The 18599-nt window shown below is 62.8% G+C and carries 14 protein-coding genes; 7 read left to right on the forward strand and 7 right to left on the reverse strand.

Annotated features, from left to right (window positions below; translation table 11 throughout):
- Window positions 1-4 precede the first annotated feature (4 nt).
- The 5 genes from ACH6CV_RS00255 to ACH6CV_RS00275 form a co-directional block, all read right to left on the reverse strand.
- A complete protein-coding gene (locus ACH6CV_RS00255) occupies window positions 5-2020 on the reverse strand; it encodes a glycoside hydrolase family 38 N-terminal domain-containing protein (protein WP_456356142.1) in 2016 nt (671 codons plus the stop codon).
- 342 nt (window positions 2021-2362) lie between these two features.
- Window positions 2363-3673 carry a hypothetical protein gene (locus ACH6CV_RS00260; protein ID WP_456356143.1) on the reverse strand — a complete coding sequence of 437 codons (1311 nt, stop codon included), beginning with the start codon at window positions 3671-3673 and terminating at the stop codon, window positions 2363-2365.
- A gap of 3 nt (window positions 3674-3676) precedes the next feature.
- A complete protein-coding gene (locus ACH6CV_RS00265; protein WP_456356144.1) occupies window positions 3677-4168 on the reverse strand; it encodes a hypothetical protein in 492 nt (163 codons plus the stop codon).
- A gap of 27 nt (window positions 4169-4195) precedes the next feature.
- Window positions 4196-5119: a hypothetical protein gene (locus ACH6CV_RS00270; protein WP_456356145.1), complete on the reverse strand. Its 924-nt coding sequence runs from the start codon at window positions 5117-5119 to the stop codon at window positions 4196-4198.
- A gap of 178 nt (window positions 5120-5297) precedes the next feature.
- A complete protein-coding gene (locus tag ACH6CV_RS00275; RefSeq protein WP_456356146.1) occupies window positions 5298-6518 on the reverse strand; it encodes an ROK family transcriptional regulator in 1221 nt (406 codons plus the stop codon).
- A gap of 268 nt (window positions 6519-6786) precedes the next feature.
- Between ACH6CV_RS00275 and ACH6CV_RS00280 the strand changes: the two genes are divergently transcribed.
- From ACH6CV_RS00280 to ACH6CV_RS00310, 7 genes are all read left to right on the forward strand, one after another.
- Window positions 6787-7548, forward strand: coding sequence for a DeoR/GlpR family DNA-binding transcription regulator (locus tag ACH6CV_RS00280; protein WP_456356147.1), 762 nt, complete (start codon window positions 6787-6789; stop codon window positions 7546-7548).
- Between the two features lie 14 nt (window positions 7549-7562).
- Window positions 7563-8813 carry a zinc-binding dehydrogenase gene (locus ACH6CV_RS00285; RefSeq protein ID WP_456356148.1) on the forward strand — a complete coding sequence of 417 codons (1251 nt, stop codon included), beginning with the start codon at window positions 7563-7565 and terminating at the stop codon, window positions 8811-8813.
- 1 nt (window position 8814) lies between these two features.
- Entirely contained in the window at window positions 8815-9708 is an 894-nt protein-coding gene (locus tag ACH6CV_RS00290) for a glycyl-radical enzyme activating protein (protein WP_456356149.1), read from the forward strand.
- A complete protein-coding gene (locus tag ACH6CV_RS00295; RefSeq protein ID WP_456356150.1) occupies window positions 9705-12071 on the forward strand; it encodes a pyruvate formate lyase family protein in 2367 nt (788 codons plus the stop codon). Before ACH6CV_RS00290 ends, ACH6CV_RS00295 begins: the two co-directional genes overlap by 4 nt.
- A gap of 177 nt (window positions 12072-12248) precedes the next feature.
- Window positions 12249-12950, forward strand: a complete 702-nt coding sequence (locus tag ACH6CV_RS00300; RefSeq protein ID WP_456356151.1) for a gamma-glutamyl-gamma-aminobutyrate hydrolase family protein — start codon at window positions 12249-12251, stop codon at window positions 12948-12950.
- Window positions 12951-12961: 11 nt separating this feature from the next.
- Window positions 12962-14170 (forward strand): peptidase T, encoded by a 1209-nt coding sequence (gene pepT / locus ACH6CV_RS00305; protein WP_456356152.1) that lies wholly within the window; start codon window positions 12962-12964, stop codon window positions 14168-14170.
- 367 nt (window positions 14171-14537) lie between these two features.
- The gene (locus tag ACH6CV_RS00310; RefSeq protein WP_456356153.1) at window positions 14538-17171 is read left to right on the forward strand and encodes a cation-translocating P-type ATPase; all 2634 of its coding nucleotides are present in this window, start codon (window positions 14538-14540) and stop codon (window positions 17169-17171) included.
- A gap of 152 nt (window positions 17172-17323) precedes the next feature.
- Here the strand turns inward: ACH6CV_RS00310 and ACH6CV_RS00315 are convergent, their stop codons facing one another.
- Window positions 17324-17653 (reverse strand): branched-chain amino acid transporter permease, encoded by a 330-nt coding sequence (locus ACH6CV_RS00315; protein WP_456356154.1) that lies wholly within the window; start codon window positions 17651-17653, stop codon window positions 17324-17326.
- Entirely contained in the window at window positions 17650-18297 is a 648-nt protein-coding gene (locus tag ACH6CV_RS00320; RefSeq protein ID WP_456356284.1) for an AzlC family ABC transporter permease, read from the reverse strand. Before ACH6CV_RS00320 ends, ACH6CV_RS00315 begins: the two co-directional genes overlap by 4 nt.
- Window positions 18298-18599 lie beyond the last annotated feature (302 nt).

An 18599-nucleotide genomic window follows, 5' to 3' on the forward strand; every position in this document is an offset into this window, starting at 1 on the left:
ATTCTCAGGATCCCACACGCTCTTCTTGTGCAGGCATACGCGCCTCGATGGCAGGATGGGTCTTGTACACCTTGAGGTACACGGCGTAGAACTCCGTTCCCTCCATCTCGTAGGAGAGCTTCGCAGTCACGCACACGTCGCCCGATTCGACGATCTTAATGTCCCGGAGCTTCGCAAAGCAGCGGCGGGTGCCGATTCCGCTGCGGTTTCTGCCCATGCGCCGACGCGCTTCAATCTGCGCCGAGGCGCCGCCTGCGGGCGTCGCCTCGTAGACGCCGGTGAACGCCCCCTCCGAGCCTTCGATGACGAGTTCTTTGACCGCGCGCCGGTCGAATATGGAGCGAACGCCCTTGTCGGGCGAAAACTCCACTCGGAAATCCGGCGTCTCGATCGCAAACGGCGTCTCGATCGGCTCGTACTTTGTCCTGATGTCGCGCACGCCATCTGATCCGGCGTGCACATGGTTTCGTACCGTATGGGCGTTCTCCCTGTTCTGGCGTAGATGGACCGTCCGCTCCTCGCCCGGAGCCATGTCGAGGACGGCCTCGATCTCAAATGCCCGCGCGATCCGCCTGCCCTGACAAGGGATCTGCTCGCCCGTCTTCTCGTCGTACAGCTCGAGCCGCGCGTACTCATCGAACTGAATCCCCTCGGGATACTCCCAGTATTCCACATAGAGCTTCACCGCGCCCTTGTATGGGAACGGGTGCGGGTTGATGATCCTGTACCGCGGCGGCCTGCCCGCCATGATCGCCGATTCGCCCTTCTTGGCGAGGATCATGTCGAGGTTTTCCGATATCGCGGTGTTCGCGTTGATCGCGTAGGCGTCCTTTTTCTTCTCGAGACTCACGACGAGCGAATCCCACGGCTCCGAAATCGACGAGGAATAGCCCCATGTGTGCTCCGCGTAGAGCATCATGTCCTCCGCCGCGCGCTCGCTCAGGCCCGCGTCGCCCAGTTCCCCCGAGGGATCGAGCTTTTCGCAGATCGAATGCTTGCGCTGCGCCTCGCGGAACAGCTTTACGGTGCCGGGCGTGGAGCCCACGCCGTCGGCCCACCAGTCGGCAAAGTCTCCCTCGTAGGTGGGGATGGGCGCGGCGCTTGCGCGCACGGCCTTGAAGAAATCATCCAGCGTCGCCATGAGCGCCGTCACGCGCCCCTCGAACATAGCGTTCAACTCGTTCAAGCGGCGGGCGACCTCGGCGCTGGGCGGCGCGTTGTCCGTGATCGTACCCGAGACGAGCACGGGCACAAAATCGTAGGGATACCCCTCGGATTCGAGATTGTCGAGATAGCGCGTCACGCGCAGACGCATCGCGGCAAGCTCCTCGGCATGGGTCTGATCGGCGTTTGTGGTATAGATCTTTCCCTCCGCCATGTCCCGCCGCACGTCGTCGAAGATCATGTAGGAGGCATTCGCGTTCGGCGCAAGGCACAGTTCGTTTCCGAAGTGGTAGTGTTCGCCCACCCACGTGAGCACGGCGCCGCCCTTCGGCCCCTTCCAATAAAACGGCCGATGCTTTTGATGGAGCGGGAACATGCCGTGGTGGGGATGCAGCGCGCAGAAGAGGTTCTCGACTCCGGATTCGGAGAGCGCGTCGGGATACCCCCAGGCATAGCCGTTGACGTCCGCCGACATGCCGCTCTTGATCTTCGCGCCGATTCTCTCGCCATACCTCGCCGCCTTGGCCGTGCGGCTCCCGAGTACGGATTCGTCCACGAGCTCCGTCATGTTCAGATAATTGCCCGAAAGCCCGATCTCGCCGCTCCTGACATAGCCCTCAAAGCGCCTTCTCTCATGCTCCGTTGCGAACCGGTAGAAGTTCTCGATCTGCCATTGGTTCTCGCACTGCCATTTGAAGCCCTCGCAGCCCCTGAGGGCGCCGGCGTGCAGCCTGTCCAGTATGTCGATCGCCTGCCGGATGAAGTCCGCATGGTAGCGCTTCAGCTTCTCCTGCCGCTGTGTATAGCCGATGTCCGTGTGGGCATGGTGGATGACGTACAGCGTCCAATTCCGCATGATATCCCCCCATATGCTGCTTCACAGATTTTTTGCAAGGAGGTCGAGGGGCTCGCCGTAGAAAAAATGGCTCCCATTTTGTTCATCGACCCTTCCCCTCCACCGGGTCGTGCTCCCTCAAATGATTTCACCCAGCGGGACGATGCCCCGTCGGGGTGAATCCCGTCACACAGGCGGCGTCCGTGGCGCAGGCGATGTCCGCGGCTGCGGCGAGGGTCGCCCGTGGCCAGGACGGCCAAACGCCCGCCATGCCGGTATCCCCGGCCCCCGGTGGTGACTGACGCATCGGTTCGATAGACAACAGACGCCGCCCGATGGGTGCGGACATGGTTGAGATGGGTATTAGCCCTTCTTCATGCAAATCAGCACGACCATGGCGTGGCTTCCGTCTTCGTTGATGTATTCATGTCTGCCAAAACCTGCGGGGATGACGCAAGCCTGCAGGCGCTCGATCGTCGTGGAATACTGCGGATGATCCAGCGAGCGGATCGTGACGCGCTTGCCCTCGGTCAGCGTTACGATCTGCATGTACTTGCCCTCGGTGTCGTTTTCGGCGCGCTCCTCCAGGAAGATGCGCTCGATGTGGAAAGGCTGCTCCGGAATCGTGGTGTACCGGTCCTTGCGGAACCTGCCGTTGCCATCCACGGTGACCGGCCTCGCGCGGTGGAATTCCTTCGCGCGCGTCTCCCGGATCCACTTCTGATTCCTGAAGGAATGCTCGAGCTGCATGCGCATGGGCTTTGCCGTCATGGTCTTGGCGGCGTCATCCCAGGTGTTGCTGGCGTATCCGTAGGTGATGAAGGAGTATTCGGTGCCCGCGACGCTGGGGCCGGTATCCATCTCCAGGATCATCTGGTTGCCGCCATGCCCGTGGCTGGTTCCCGGCGGGATCAGGAACAGATCGCCCACGTTGGTGTCCCAGCGCCTGACATAGTCCTGCCAGTCGGGGATTGCCTTCAGGTTTTCGGACTCTCGGCACAGGCGTTCCCATTCCTCAAGATCGGCGGTCTCCTTGTAGCCCATCCAGGTGGACGAGCCCTTGTAGGATTCCACGATGTAATAGGTTTCATAGCGCCCCAGCGGCTCATTGAAATTGCGCCGCACATAGTCGGTGGTGGGGTGGTCGTGTATGGGCATGCTGGATCTTTCAAAGGGCACCGCCTCCGGGAAGTAGCCGTCGTCGAGCCAGACCTGCAGCGGCATGAGGTCCGGATAGGTCTTGTGGATGTATTCGCCGACCATCTGGACGGGGCGCTGCATGATGTTCTGCGAGGGAATGTTGATGCACTCCTCGCGCCCGATGTCGATCAACACGCTCAGCTCGATCCCAGCCAGCTCATTCCAGGCGTTGCATTCCAGCCCTTCCACCTGCCACAGGTCCTTGTACCGGTACGCGCCCCAGGGGCCGGGCTGCAGGATCTTGACCTGCTTGATGGGCTGCTTGACCACTTCGTCGATCATCGACTGATAGGTCGCCTGATCGAGCATCTTCAGATCGTCCGCGTGCACGGCCTCGATGTAGTAGTCCATGCGCCGCAGCACGGCCTTCTTCTGCCGGTAAAGCAGGTAGAAGTCGTTGTAGTAATACTTCTTCCACAGATAATCGGCGGCGGGCGTCTTGTGGCCGAACGAGCAAAGCTTGCCGCCCCACATCAGCTACAGCATGGGCTGCATGGTGAAATCCGCGTAGAGAATCGCATCGTAATTCTCCCACAGTTCCCGGATGGCGGCCCCCGGGCCGTACACCAGTACCTTTCCGCCCTCGCGCCTGCGCCGCGCGAGTTTCTCCTTGAGTTCGCCCGCCTTGGATGGGTCGATCAGGTCCTCCAGCGAGCCTTCGCTGTTGACCCAGCCGAAGCAAGGGTCCTCCGTCTCGTATCTTCTCTGGTACTCCCCGATGTCCTCCACCGGCTTAAAGATGTCGTACGCGTGAATGCATTCAACATCCGGGGCCTTTGCGATGATCGCCTCCGCGATCGCCTCGTAATCGACGCCGTACCAACCGTCCAACGCAACGCTGGCGCCTGCGGCAAACAGCGATGCGATCCTTTCCACCACCGCGGCGTTGCCGATCAACGCGGATTGGCTTTGCGCTTCGGTGAGCGGAACCTTGTTCTGAGCATTCCCGTAATACTCGTAAAGTGGCATGGAACCTCCTCCTTTAAATCCGTTTTATCAAGGGAATTCTTCCACGGAAATCGAATGCTTCAAAACCACGGTATCCCCCGCCTTCATGGAGAGGCCGGTGAAAGCGCCCAGAGGCGTACCGCCGAGTGAAACGGCCGTGCCCAGATCAAAAGCGGAAGCGATGGGCTCAACGCCCAGACAGACGTTTCTTCCGTTCCACGGTTCAAAACCGCGACCGCGGTTGCTGAACCAGAGCAGACATCCCTTCAGAAGGGACGCATCCCACTCCAGAACCGCGCGATAGGCTTCCGCGCGGTTTTCCAGAGCCACCCGGCCCGTTTCGACTTCGCACAGCATCAACAGATCCTCGGTGGAAATCTCCATCGGAAGGCTGGTGGCATCCGCCGTGCCGCCGCGGCGAAGGGGAACGGCCTGCGCGTCCGGCACCGAAGCGTCGGGCACAAACGCCGCGGAGGCGTCTACGTCGCCCGGATACGTCCTCATAATCCGACAGTTCGGCAGGCGCAGCCGCGCCGCGCCGTTTTCTTTGGGCAGCCGGAAGATCGGATGCAGCCCCACCGGGAGCCGGCAGGTTTTGCGGACGTGAATTCGGTCTTCGAACAGGACTTTCGGGTGATCCGGCGACAGCGAAACAATCCTCTCCAATCCTTCGATCGGATGGCTCCGGGGATAATCAACGGCAATCCTTATGAAACCGACGCCGGTTTCCGCGAGGTTCCAGAGGTGGTGCGCACCGTATCCGTGCGCAAATTCATCCGGGTCGGCGGCGGCCTTGTCCGGGTGCCAGCCCCCGGGAAGCGCCGCCTGCGCGGGCGCGCCGCCGAACGGTACGCAAGGGAAATCGCCCCGGAGGTTGTTCAGAAGCCCATCCGCCGCGTTCTCCGAAGCCCATGCGGGAAGAAAGAGCGGACGCACGCGCCTGTCTCCCAGCGTAAACTCGGCCAGAACCATGCCCCCGGAACGATGCACGGTGGCGCGGGCGGCGCGATTCTCCAGACTATACCGCACGCTCTATCCCTTCTTCATGCAAATCAGTACGATCATGCCTTCTTCGGCGGCCTCGCCTGGACGGTATTGAGCGTGACGGCCAGCGGGGCCATGCCGTCAAGGCCGTTCCCGGCAGCGCCGATCAGTCCTCGAACAGCATGGAAAAAACCAAGGCCAGAGCGCCTACGGCGCCGCTTTCCTTACCGAATTTACAGGGCATGATGGGGATGACGCGAGAGGAATCCGGATACTGCTGCCTGTCGATGTACTCGATGACCTTGTCCATCAGCATCGGGCAGCGATCCACAAAGCCTCCGACATAGTAGATTTTTTCCGGCGCAAGCAGCATGATGATATTGCGCAAGGCCACGCTGATGTAATACGAGCATTTTCCCACGGCTTCAATGCAGGGCAAATCCCCCCGCGCCACGCCGGCGGCCAGATCCAGAAAACTCATGCCGGCATAAACTTTCGTAGCGCAGTCCGGATGCTGACGAGCGTATTCCAAGGCGTAACGAATGGCCGCGGCGCCGCTGGCCTGTGCCTCCAGGCAGCCTTTGCTCCCGCATGCGCAGGACTGGCCGTCGGTCTTAACGATCGTGTGTCCGATATTCATCGTCTCCTTGGCGGAGGACTGATAGATATCTCCGTCCAGGACAAACGCGCCGCCGATGCCGATTTCATCGATGTGAATGGCAAAGATGCGCTTGGTTCCCAGGGCGCTTCCGAACCAGTATTCCGCAAGCGCCGCGCAGGAGGTTTCCTTGCTGGCGTATACCTTCAATCCGGTGCGGTGTTCGAGGATCTCCTTGATGTGCACGTTCACCCAATCCGGGAAGTTTGGCGGATTGATCGTGATTCCCTGTTTGTAGTCGCTGGGGCCCGGAATCGCCAGGCCGATGCCTTGAATTTTATCTTTGGAAATTCCGGACGCCAGGATGAGCTTGTCGATCGCATGGGCCATGAGATCGATGATGCGCTTGTATCCCCACGCCACATCGATGGGTATCGCGGCATGCTTTTGAATCGCCGCCGTGAAGTCTCCGAGCACGCATGTGATCTGCTGGGTCGTCAATTCGACGCCGATCGCATAGGCCGCGTCGGGTTTCAGGCTCAGAATCGTCGGCCGGCGGCCGCCCGCCGAGAAGCCGATCCCTTTTTCCACAATGTAGCCCATCTCCTGAAGCTCATTGATGATGATCGTAATTGCGCCCGCGGTCAAACCCGTCTCCCGCGCGAGTTCCCGGCGCGTCGTGGATTCATTGCGGCGCAGCGTGTTCAGAATCAGGCTCATGTTGTGCTCTTTCATCTTTTTGGCGTTGATTTTTTTCTCTTGCACCCGAATTTTCACCTCTCCGTTCATTTGGTCGTCAATTCATCCATATGGCGTGTTGATTGTACGTCACACCGCACTATTTGTCAATATCTATTTTAATTGCTTAAAATAATTATTATCCAAACAGGCCCATCAGGCGGAACCTGTCGTCCGGCTAACGCCTCACGCGCGCGCAGGCCCCATCTTGCCGCCGCGGGAGCAACCAATTCGCTCGAAAAGCAACTTGACATTGATTGTGAATGGTTGTAGAATTGCCCCGTGGAGCGGTGCGCCGAAGGGGGCGCGGGAGGAAGCCATGGAGCAGAAACTGGCCCGGGAAAGGCGCAACGAGATCGCGGAAGCCCTGGTGCGCGACGGCAGGGTGTCCGCGGCGGAGCTTTCGGAGAAGTACTCGGTCAGCACCGAAACCATCCGCAAGGATCTTCTGTGGCTGGAGAAGCGCGGCGTGGCCGTAAAGAGCTACGGCGGCGCGACCGCGACGGCGCAGGCGCTGGAAAAATCCTTCTTTGAAAAGGCGACGAACAACCCCAAGGAGAAGGCGCGCATCGCAAAGGCCGTTGCCGGCACAGTGCCCGCCGGTTCGACCGTCATACTGGATTCCGGCACCACGGTCCTCGAGGCCGCGAAGTGGCTCGCCTCCCGGACGGACATCGCATTTTTCACGAATTCCCTGCAGATAGCGCAGCTGCTCGCGGAGAAAAAGCGGTCTGTGTGCATGCTGGGCGGACTAATCAGGCTGTCCAGCCACGCCGCCACGGGCGTATGGGCGACAGAGATGCTCTCCCAGCTGAACGCGGACATCGCGATTCTGGGAACGAGCGGGTTTGAAGGAAGCGGCGGGCCTTGCGTGGAGAGTATGGAGGAATGCGAAGTGAAGCGCGCCATGATACGCGCCGCGAAAACGTCCATTCTCGTCGCCGATTCGACCAAGAGCCGTTGCCGGGCGACGGTCAGGTTCGCCGGATGGGGGGACATCTCCTGTCTGGTCACGGACAGGGGGATCGATCCGGAGCGGCTCGCCGAACTGCGGAAATCTGTGGAAACGATCGTGATTTGAAAAGGGGCGGTGTCATGAAAGCCAGGGCCGTGCTGCTGTACGGGAAGAACGACCTGCGCACCGAGACCATCGAGCTTCCGGAAATTCGGGACGACGAGCTGCTGTGCGAGGTCGTGACCGACACCCTGTGCATGTCCACCTACAAGGCGATGCTGCAGGGCGGCGACCACCGATGCGTGCCGGACGACGTCGCGGAAAACCCCATCATCGCAGGCCACGAGTTCTGCGGCAGGATCCTCCGGGTGGGCGCGAAGTGGAAGGATCGCTTCCGGACAGGCGAGCCGTTCGCCGTGCAGCCCAAGATGTACATTGATGGCCAGTTGAAGGCGCCGGGTTATTCCTATCGATATTACGGCGGCGACGCGACGAAGATCATCATCCCCGGCGAGGCCATCGAGGGCGGCTACGTGCTGCCCTACCGCTCGAGCGCGTGCTACAAGGCGTCCACGGCCGAGCCGATCTCGTGTCTGGTCGCGGCCATCCGCGCGCATTTCCACCTCGCGGAGGATCGGAAGACGCACGTCATGGGCCTGAAGGAGGGCGGCTCGCTCGCCATCGTCGCGGGCTGCGGCCCGATGGGGCTGGGCGCGGCGCAGGTAGCCATGGCGCTTGAGCCCCGGCCCAAGCGGATCGTGATTGCCGACATCGACGAAAGCAGAGTCGAGCGCGCCCGGAAGGTGCTCAAGGACAAGAACGGCGTCCGGGTGATTGTCCTAAACACCGCGAATTGCGACGCAAGGCAGGCGCTGCTGGACGCAAACGGCGCAAAAGGCTACGACGACGTCATCATCATGGCGCCCGTGCCCGCCGTCATCGAGACCGCGGACGCCGTCGCCGGCGAGGACAGCTGCCTGAACTTCTTCGCGGGGCCGACGAAAAAGGAGTTCTTCGCCAGCGTCAATTTCTACGACGTGCACTACAACTTCAAGCACATCATCGGCACCTCCGGCGGTGAGACGATCGACATGATCGACGCGCTGAAGCTCATCGAATCCGGCGCGATCGATCCCTCCATCCTCATCTCCCATGTGGGCGGTCTGAACGCCGCCGCCGAAGCGACGAGGACGCTGCCGGGCCTTCCGGGCGCGAAAAAGCTGATCTACTGCAACATCGATCTCCCGCTGACGGCGCTGGACGATTTCGAGGCGCTGGGCAAGGCCGACCCGCTGTTCAGGGCGCTTTACGAGATCGTCCAAAAGAACAACATGCTGTGGTGCGAGGAGGCCGAGCGTTATCTCCTCGAGCACGGCAAGCCCGTTCAGTGACATGGTCGGGCGGATCTTTTCCATCCAGCCGTTCTGCGTGGACGACGGCCCCGGCCTGCGCACCTGCGTGTATATGAAGGGCTGCGACATGCGCTGCGCCTGGTGTCACAATCCCGAAAGCATCTCGCCGCTTCCGGAGACGTCCTATATGGAGGCGAAGTGCGTGCGGTGCGGCCGGTGCGCCCGGGTTTGCCCGGCGCACACCTGTGAAGACGGCGGGCACCGGTTCGACCGGGCGAAGTGCGACTGCGGCGGCGAGGACGCGAGGGTATGCCCGTCCGGCGCGCTCACGCGGATCGGAAGCGACCGGACGGCCGAAGACGTGGTGCGCGAGGTGGCGCGGGACAGGCGCTACTTCGACCGGAGCGGCGGCGGCATTACCCTGACCGGCGGCGAGCCGATGACGCAGCCGGACTTTACGCGGGAGATTCTGACGCTGGCCAAGGCCGCCGGCATCCACACCTGCGTCGAGACCAACGGCGCGGGGAGGTATGAGGACTACGAGCGGATCCTCGGCTGTGCGGACCTGTTTCTGGTGGATTACAAGCTGACCGACGACGAAAAGCACATCGAGATGACGGGCAAATCGAACCGGGGCGTTATCCAAAACATCGAAGCCCTGTGTCAAGCGGGCGCGAAGCTGGCGCTGCGCTGCCCGATGATCCCCGGCGTCAACGATACCGAAGACCACCTGCGCGCGATCGCGGAAATGACCAGGCGACTGAACGTGCTGGGGTTCGAGCTCATGCCGTACCATTCCTTTGGGGTGTCAAAATCCGAGCGGCTGGGCAAGGCCCGGCAGGCGCGGTTTGCCGTGCCGCAAGCGCAAGCCGTAGAGGGCTACCGGGCCGCGATCGTGTCAATGGGCGGGCGCGAATGGAGGAAAGGCTTATGAACAGGCGCATCGAATCGCTCAGAAAGACCATCGAGCAGTTGAACGACGCGGGTGTGCGGCGAACGTGCTTCTATCCGCTGGCGTACGAATCCCTCGTCTCAACGCGCGGCGAGAGCATCCAGATGCGCCGGGCCAAGGCGCAGGCGTACCTGCTCGACAACGCGCCGCTCGCGGTGCTGCCGGACGAGTGCATCGTGGGAAACGCGTCCAATTTCTTCCCCGTATGCGAGAATACGCCCGGCGTCGAAGAACAGCGCGCCATGGCGCGAAAGGTGCTGGACAACTACCTCCTGGACCGGGACAACCTCAACAAAGCAAAGGTGAAGGGCGGCATCCGCACCTTTGAGGATGACTTCACCACCAAGAAGAGCCGCTGGGCGCTGATGAGCCGGGTGTACCACGACGCCAGCATCACCTATGAAGCGTTGCAGGCGCTGATCCGGGACATAGCCGCCTGCTATGATGGCGCGCTGGAAAAGTACGAGATCGGGCGCGAGCTGGAGCGCGCCTTCAAGCTGGATTACGGCGCGGAGATCAAGAAGGAGATCGATTCGCTGCCCTGGTTCGCGGCGAACCACCTGAGCCTGGACTACGGGCAGATGCTCTCGGAGGGCTTTGAAGCGCGCATCGCGCGGACCCGGGCGCTGGCGAAGGCAAACCCCGGAGAGTTCTACGAGGCGCAGATGATCGTGCTGGAGGCGGCGAGCCGCTTCTTCGCGCGGTACGCTGAATTTGTCCAGGAAGAAGCGCTGAAAGCCCAGGACGTGCGCGCCCTCGAGCTGACGGAAATCGGCGCGACGCTCCAAAGGCTTTCCGCGCGCCCCGCGGAGACCTTCCCGGAGGGTGTGCAGTTCACCTGGATGCTGCATGTGATGATGTCGATACTGTGGGGCTCGGCGCTGTCCTTCGGCCGGTTCGACCAGTATCTGTTCCCGCTGTACGAAAAGGACCTGTCGAGCGGCCGCATCACCCGGGAAGGCGCGAAGGAGATCCTCTGCTGCTTCTGGCTGAAGGTCAACGAGCCCCGGATGCGCACCGTCCAGAGCCTGACCCTCGGCGGCGTGACGCCCGGGGGCGAGGACGCGGTCAACGACCTGACCGGGCTGTGCCTGGAGGTCATCCGGGACATGCGGCTGCCCTACCCCAACGTGGGCGCGCGCGTCAGCCGCAAGAACCCCGAATGGTATCGCGGGCAGGTGATCGACTGCGTGCGCATGGGCGTCGGGCAGCCGATGCTGATGGCGGACGAGGTATGGATCGAAAACCTGAAGCGGCTGGGCTACGGGGCCAGGCACGCCAACGATTACTACAACATGGGCTGCGTGGAGATCATGATCCCCGGAAAACAGCCCAACTGGGGCGTCACCGAACCCATCGCCTTCCCGATGGTCTTTGAAACCGTGTTCGACCGGTACCGGGGCCGCGAGGACGAACTGAGCACCTTTGAAAAATTCCGGGAAGCCTACTTCGCCGCGCTGTCGGAGCAGGTGGAGGCCGACCACCGGGAAGCGCTGGAAAAGCAGGCGGACAAGGCGGGAAAGTGCTACGACCCGTTCGCTTCGATGCTGATAGACGGCTGCCTTAAGCGTGGCCGGGACATGTTCCAGGGCGGAGCGGAACTGGGCACGCACTGGTCCTTCTACGCCTACGGGCTGGGCACCGCCGCGGATTCCATGATGGCGGTGAAAAAATGCGTATACGACGAGAAGATCTTCACACTGAAGCGGCTCTGCGAAATACTCGGCGCGAATTTCGAAGGCTTTGAAGGCGAGCGGCGCATCCTCCAGAACTGCGCCCACTACGGCAACGACCGGGACGAGGTGGACGCCCTGGCGCGGGAAATCCTCTCGAAATTCGACGATCAGGTATTTTCGTATAACGCGCCGGACGCGCCCGAGAAATACGTGTCCACGCTGTTCGGCTACTTTTTCCACATCTACCACGGCGAGATCACCGGCGCCACCGCCAACGGGCGAAAGCGCGGCGAGCCCTTCAGCGACAGCATGGGCCCGTCTCAGGGGAAAGACGTGGAGGGCCCCACGAAACTCCTGAATTCCGTTCTGAAGCTGGATCACTCCAAGGTGACGGGCGGCTACGCGCTGAACACGAAGGTCAATCCGTCCCTCGTCAAGGGCGACGCGGGCAAAAACGCGCTCTCCGCGTTGTTGTACGCCTACCTCGAGGACGGCGGCCCCCAGGTGCAGGTCAATTTCGCGGACGCAGAGACATTGAAAAGTGCGAAACTCGAGCCGCAAAAGTACCGCAACATCATTGTGCGCATCGGCGGTTACTGCGAGTACTTCGTCAACCTCGACGAAGCGTTGCAGGATGAGATCATCACCCGCACCATTCACGCTCTCTAAACGGGCCGCTCCGGCATGACCGGGGCGGCCTTTTGCGCGCGGCGTCATGGCGGATGGTTCCGCCGGATTCACCCGGACGGAACGGCCCGATTCCGGTTGGTGTTGGCGTTTGCGATTGTAATCCGGCCCGCGTTCTGCTATGATAGCGGGACGAGTCGAAAATTGGGAGGAATCCAGATGGGGCCCATCATTGGACTGACGCCGCAGCACGACGCGCGGCACGGGCGCGTGCGCATGGCGCGCGAATATATGGAAGCCGTTGCGGCCGCGGGCGCCGTGGCGGTGGTGCTGCCGCTGGAGGCGTCGGACGCGGCGCTTTCGGAACTGGTAGACCGGTTGGACGGATTCCTGTTCACCGGCGGACCCGACGTGGACCCCGCCCGGTACGGCGCGGCGCGCTCGGAGGTCTGCGGTGAGGTAAACGAGGCGCGCGACGCGCTCGAGTTCAGGCTGTTTTCGCTGCTGCTCGGCGCGGACAAACCTGTGTTGGGCATCTGCCGGGGTTTGCAGCTGATCAACGCGGCGCTCGGCGGCACGCTGCACCAGGACCTGCCGAGCGCGCGCGCGGGCGAGATCGCGCACGACCAGCCGCCGCCCTACGACCGCACGTGCCACGCGGTCAGCTTCGTGCCGGGCAACCCGCTGTTTCCGGCGAGGCTGGAAGGCCTCCCGGTCAACAGCATCCACCACCAGGGCGTCGAGCGGTTGGCGGAAGGGCTGGCGCCGATGGCGCACGCGCCCGACGGGCTGATCGAGGCGTTTTCCCATCCGGCGCGCCGGTTCCTGATGGCGGTGCAGTGGCATCCGGAGTGCATGGCCTCGTGGGATTTGGACAGCCAGGCAATTTTCCGGGCGTTTGTCGACGCCTCGAGACGATAGGAGGAAATTTCATGCGCGTACTCGACCGGTTCTTGAAGTACATCCAATACGACACCGCTTCCGACAGCGATTGCCCCGATTGCCCCAGCAGCCCCGGCCAGAAGGTGTTTGCCCGGGCGCTGGCCGACGAGATGCGCACGCTCGGGATTCAAGACGCGCGCGTGGACAGGCACGGCTACGTCTACGGCAGCATTCCGGCGACCGATGACGCGCTGCCGACCGTCGGGCTGATCGCGCACATGGACGTGGTCAGCGACCTGCCCTGTCAGCCGATGAACGCGCGCGTGGTGGCGAACTACGGCGGCGGCGACATCGCGTTGAACGACGAGGGCGACGTGCTCTCGCCCGACCAGTTCCCCGAACTTAAGCAGTACGCCGGCCAGACGCTGGTGGTGACCGACGGCCGCACGATCCTCGGCGCGGACGATAAGGCCGGCATCGCCGAGATCCTGACCGCCTGCGAGGCGCTCATTGCCGATCCGACGCTCAAACACGGCCGGGTGGCGATTGCGTTCACGCCCGACGAGGAGATCGGGCGCGGCGCGGACCTGTTTGACGTAAAGGGTTTCGGCGCCGAGTACGCCTACACGGTGGACGGCGGGGCGCTGGGTGAGATCGAATACGAGACCTTCAACGCCGCGTCGGCCGATGTGGCGATCAAGGGCAGAAACATCCATCCGGGCACGGCCAAGAATAAGATGAAAAATGCGACGCTGATCGGCATGGAATTGAATGGGCTGCTGCCCGCGGCCCAGCGGCCCGAGCATACCTGTGGTTACGAGGGCTTCTTCCTGCTGACCAAGATGAGCGGCAGCGTCGAGCAGTGCGCGATGCATTACATCATCCGCGACCACGACCGGTTGGCATTCGAGGCGCGCAAAGGGCTCATGGCCGACGCCGTGGAATTCCTGAACCGCAAGCACGGCGAAGGCACGGTGGCGCTGACGCTCAAGGACAGCTACTACAACATGCGCGAGGTGCTCGAGGGCCGGCTCGACATCGTGGAGGCGGCCAAGGCCGCCATGGTGCGCCTCGGCGTAGCGCCGATCATCGGCCCGGTGCGCGGCGGCACCGACGGCTCGCGGCTGTCGTTCATGGGCCTGCCCTGCCCCAACCTGTCTACCGGCGGCATGAACGGTCATGGAAAACACGAGTGCGTCGTGGTCGAATCGATGGAGAAAATGGTGGAGGTATTGGTGGCGCTGCTGTGCCCCGCCTAAGCAATCGTTTCAGCCCCGGGGTGACGCGCGGGGGCGGCCAGGGCCGCCCCCGCGGAGAGCCCAGCCCCCGGAGGAAGGGGGCGGGAGGGGCCAAACCTTTTCGCGCAGCAGGCCCGCGCCAGATGCACGCGGCAAAAGCTTTTGTCAAATCATGAAATTTCCCCTTGACGAATCGCGATGGCCGCGCTATGATATGCGCGATGAGGGAGTAATCGGCGCTTTTGCGTAACCTGGCCAACATCACTGGAGCCGCGCGCTCCCTGGCCATGTTTGAAACGATGAGACTTGTCTGTCCGGGGTGGCAGATGGGTCTTGTTTTATTTTGCGGGGCTTCGGACATATTACGGAAAGGCGGGAGGATTGCAACGTGCAGGATTATTTGAAACCCATGGAACAAGTGCTTGCGGAGCAGGGCAGCGCGCCGGAGGGCCTCGGTGAACAGGAGGCGGCAAAGCGGCTTGTCAAGTACGGCCCGAACGCTCTGGCCGAAGCCGAGAAGGAGGGGCTGGTGAAGCGCTTCCTCAAGCAACTGGCCGACCCGATGATCTTCATCCTGCTCGCGGCGGCGGCTGTGTCAGGCGCGACCGCGGCCTATGCCGGCGAGTCGTTCGCCGACGTGTTCATCATCCTGGCGGTGGTGCTCATCAACGCGGTGCTGGGCCTTATGCAGGAGAGCAAGGCCGAACAGGCGATCGAGGCGCTGAACAAGATCTCCGCGCCCACGGCCAAGGTGATGCGCGGCGGCCACCTGATGACCGTGGGGACTTCCGATCTGGTGCCGGGCGATGTGCTGGTGCTCGAGGCGGGCGACGCGATCGGGGCCGACGGCCGGCTGATCGAATGCGCCAGCCTCAAGGCGGAGGAGGCCGCGCTGACCGGCGAATCGGTGCCGGTCAACAAGGATACGGACGCGCTCGCCGGCGAGGGCGGGCGCGACGTGCCGCTGGGCGACCGGCGCAACATGGTCTACATGGGTTCGACGATCGCCTACGGGCGCGGCCGCGCCGTGGTGACCGCCACCGGCATGAACACCGAGGTGGGCAAGATTGCGGGCGCGCTGGCCCAGGCGGAGGAGGGTAAGACCCCGCTGCAGCGCAAGCTGTCCCAGCTGAGCCGCGCTCTGAGCTTTTTGGTGCTGGGCATCTGCGCGGCGATCTTCGTGGTCGACGTCGTCCGCATGGGCGGGAACGTGACCGGCGAGCGGCTGCTGCGTACCTTTATGGTGGCGGTCAGCCTGGCCGTGGCCGCGATCCCCGAGGGGCTGGCCGCGGTGGTCACCATCGTGCTGTCGATCGGCGTGACCAACATGTCGAGGCGCGGCGCGATCATCCGCAAGCTGACCGCGGTCGAGACGCTGGGCTGCGCGCAGGTGATCTGCTCCGACAAGACCGGTACGCTCACCCAGAACGTGATGACCGTGGTCGAGCAATCGGGCGCGGACGAGCGTCTGCTCGCGACCGCGATGGCGCTGGCCAGCGACGCGCGACTCGAGGCCGGCCAGGCGGTGGGCGAGCCGACCGAGTGCGCGCTGGTGAATTGCGCAGCCAAGCTGGGCCTCGACAAAGGCCGGCTGGAGGAAGCGACGCCGCGCGTGGGCGAAGCGCCGTTCGATTCGATGCGCAAGATGATGACCACGCTGCACCGCGCGAAAGACGGGCACATCGTCCAGTACACCAAGGGCGCGCCCGACGAGGTGCTCAAGCGCTCGACATTCATGCTGTCGGGCGGCGCGCGCGTTGAGCTGACCGACGCGCTGCGCGATCGGATCATGGCCGAGAACAAGCGCATGGCCGACAAGGCGCTGCGCGTACTGTGCGCCGCCACGCGCGATTGGGACGAGATGCCGGACAACCTCGAGCCGGAGGCGCTCGAAAACAGTCTGTGCTACCTGGGGCTCAGCGGCATGATCGACCCGGTCAGGCCGGAGGTGGGCTCGGCGATCGTCAAGTGCCGCACGGCGGGCATCCGGCCGGTGATGATTACCGGCGACCACAGGGACACCGCGGTCGCAATCGCGCGGGAGCTGGGCATGCTGCAAGACGATCGGGAGGCGATCACCGGCGCGCAGCTGGACGACATCCCGGAAGCGGAACTGCCCGAGGCGGTCTCACAGCTGCGCGTGTACGCGCGCGTCCAGCCCGAGCACAAGGTGCGCATCGTGAACGCTTGGAGAAATCAGGGCAAGGTGGTCGCGATGACCGGCGACGGCGTCAACGACGCGCCCTCGATCAAGGCGGCGGACATCGGCGTGGGCATGGGCATCACCGGCACCGACGTGACCAAGAACGTGGCGGACATGGTGCTCTCGGACGACAATTTCGCCACGATCGTCAAGGCGGTGGAGGAAGGACGGCGCATCTACGACAACATCCGCAAGTCGGTGCAGTTCCTGCTGGCGAGCAACCTGTCGGAGGTGCTGGCGATCTTCGCGGCGACGCTGATGGGCTTCATCATCCTGGAACCGGCGCACCTTTTGTGGATCAACCTGATCACCGACTCGTTCCCGGCGCTGGCGCTGGGCATGGAAAAGGCGGAAGACGGCATCATGAAGCGCCCGCCGCGCGACCCGTCGGAGGGCATCTTCGCGGGCGGCGTAGGCGCGTCGGTGCTGCTGCAGGGCACGCTGGTGACGCTGATTACGCTGGCGGCCTACTTTATCGGCCACTTCATCGAGGCGGGCGAATGGGCGATGGTGAATAGCCACGACGGCACGACGATGGCGTTTCTGGCGCTGTCGATGACCGAGATCTTCCACGCATTCAACATGCGGCGGGTGAACGAGTCGATCTTCAGGATGAAGCACCAAAACAAATTCCTGTGGGCCGCGATGGGGGCGTCGCTGGTGATGACCACGGCGGTCATCTACGTGCCGCTGCTGCGCGCAGCGTTCGGCTTCGCGCACATCTCGCCGATGGAATACGCCATCTCGATGCTGCTCGCGCTTTCGATCATCCCGATGGTGGAGTTCGAGAAGTGGATCCGGCGGAAGCTGGCCAGGTAATTGCAGATCAAATTCCTCGCGCGCGGGCCGCTGCATTTGCGCCGTCTCGCGCCCACAAAAGACGAAGGCGTAGCGCCGCTACGCCTTCGCCTTTTTTTGCAAGCGCGATCTGGCGAAGATTTCCCTCGCCGCGCGCCCTAATCAGCTCCTACCTAGATAAACACGAGCTGCACCAACAGCATGTACACGACGGTGCCCGCGGCGATCGACAGCAGCATCTGCCGCTTCCAGACGTGCAGCAGGGTCACGACGCCCAGCGCGATCAGCTCCGGGACACCGTGGTGCCCGGTCAGCACCCGCACGTCCTTGAGGCTGTAGATGAGCAGCAGTCCCAGCACCGCCGCGGGCAGCACCTTGCCCAGGTATTGCACGAACCGGGGCGTGGGCCTCGTCGCCGGAAACAGGATGAACGGCAAAAAACGCGTGATGACCGTGCCCAGCACCACCATCGCAACGGTGATCACCTGCTCGCCCAACGTCATGCCTTTTCACCCGCCTTTTCGAGTGGTTTCCTGAGCAGCGTAAGCGCCGCGAAGATCGTCAACATCGACGGGATGATGAAGCCCGACGCGCCAAACAGCTTAAGGCAGCCAAGCGACAGCCCCAGCCCCAGCAGCGAGCTTGCATGCCGCTCCTCCTTCATCCATTGCTCGAGGAAGATCACGGCGAACAGCGCGGTCATCACGAACTCCAGCCCCTTCGTGTCAAAGCGGATCAGCGTGCCGAACAGGCCGCCCAGGGTCGCCCCCGCCACCCAATAGATTTGATTGAGCAGGGTGACGAAGAACATGAACCAACCCCGGTCGATGCCCGGGGCGATGTCGGCCGTGCAGTTGATCGAAAAGGACTCGTCGCACATCCCGAAGATCAGGTAGATGCGCCTTAGCCCCGACACATTGTACTTCTCCAGCATAGACAGCCCATAGAACAGGTGCCGGGCATTGATCATCAGCGCGAGCAGCAGCGCGCGCATGGGCGCGAATGCGCCCAGCAGCATGCCCACCGTCACGAACTCGACCGACCCTGCGAAGATGGTCAGGCTCATGAGCATCGGGTACCAGAAGCTGAAGCCCGACGCGTTCATGTAGATGCCGTACGCGAGGCCCAGGAACAGGAAGCCCGCCATGATCGGTATGGTCGCGGGGAAGGCGGTCCTCAGCGCCGCGATCTTGGTGTTGCGCTTGTCGCCTGCGGGTGTTCTCAACGTGTATCAGCTCCTTGGCATGCGTGGGTACGATTATAGCATCGCCAGCTTCCGTGATCAATGGCGTAATGGTATAATAACAAAGCCCCGGACGCCGCAGCATCCGGGGACTACTGTTATTCTGCGCTTACCTATGTCTCGGCCTTCTTGGCGCGCGGCTTTCTGGGCTTGGGCGCTGCGGGCGCAGCTGCCTTCGCCGCTTCCGCCTTGTTTGCGGGCTCTTT

Source organism: Anaerozeibacter quisquiliarum (assembly GCF_051162045.1).
Classification (GTDB): domain Bacteria; phylum Bacillota; class Clostridia; order Christensenellales; family Aristaeellaceae; genus Anaerozeibacter; species Anaerozeibacter quisquiliarum.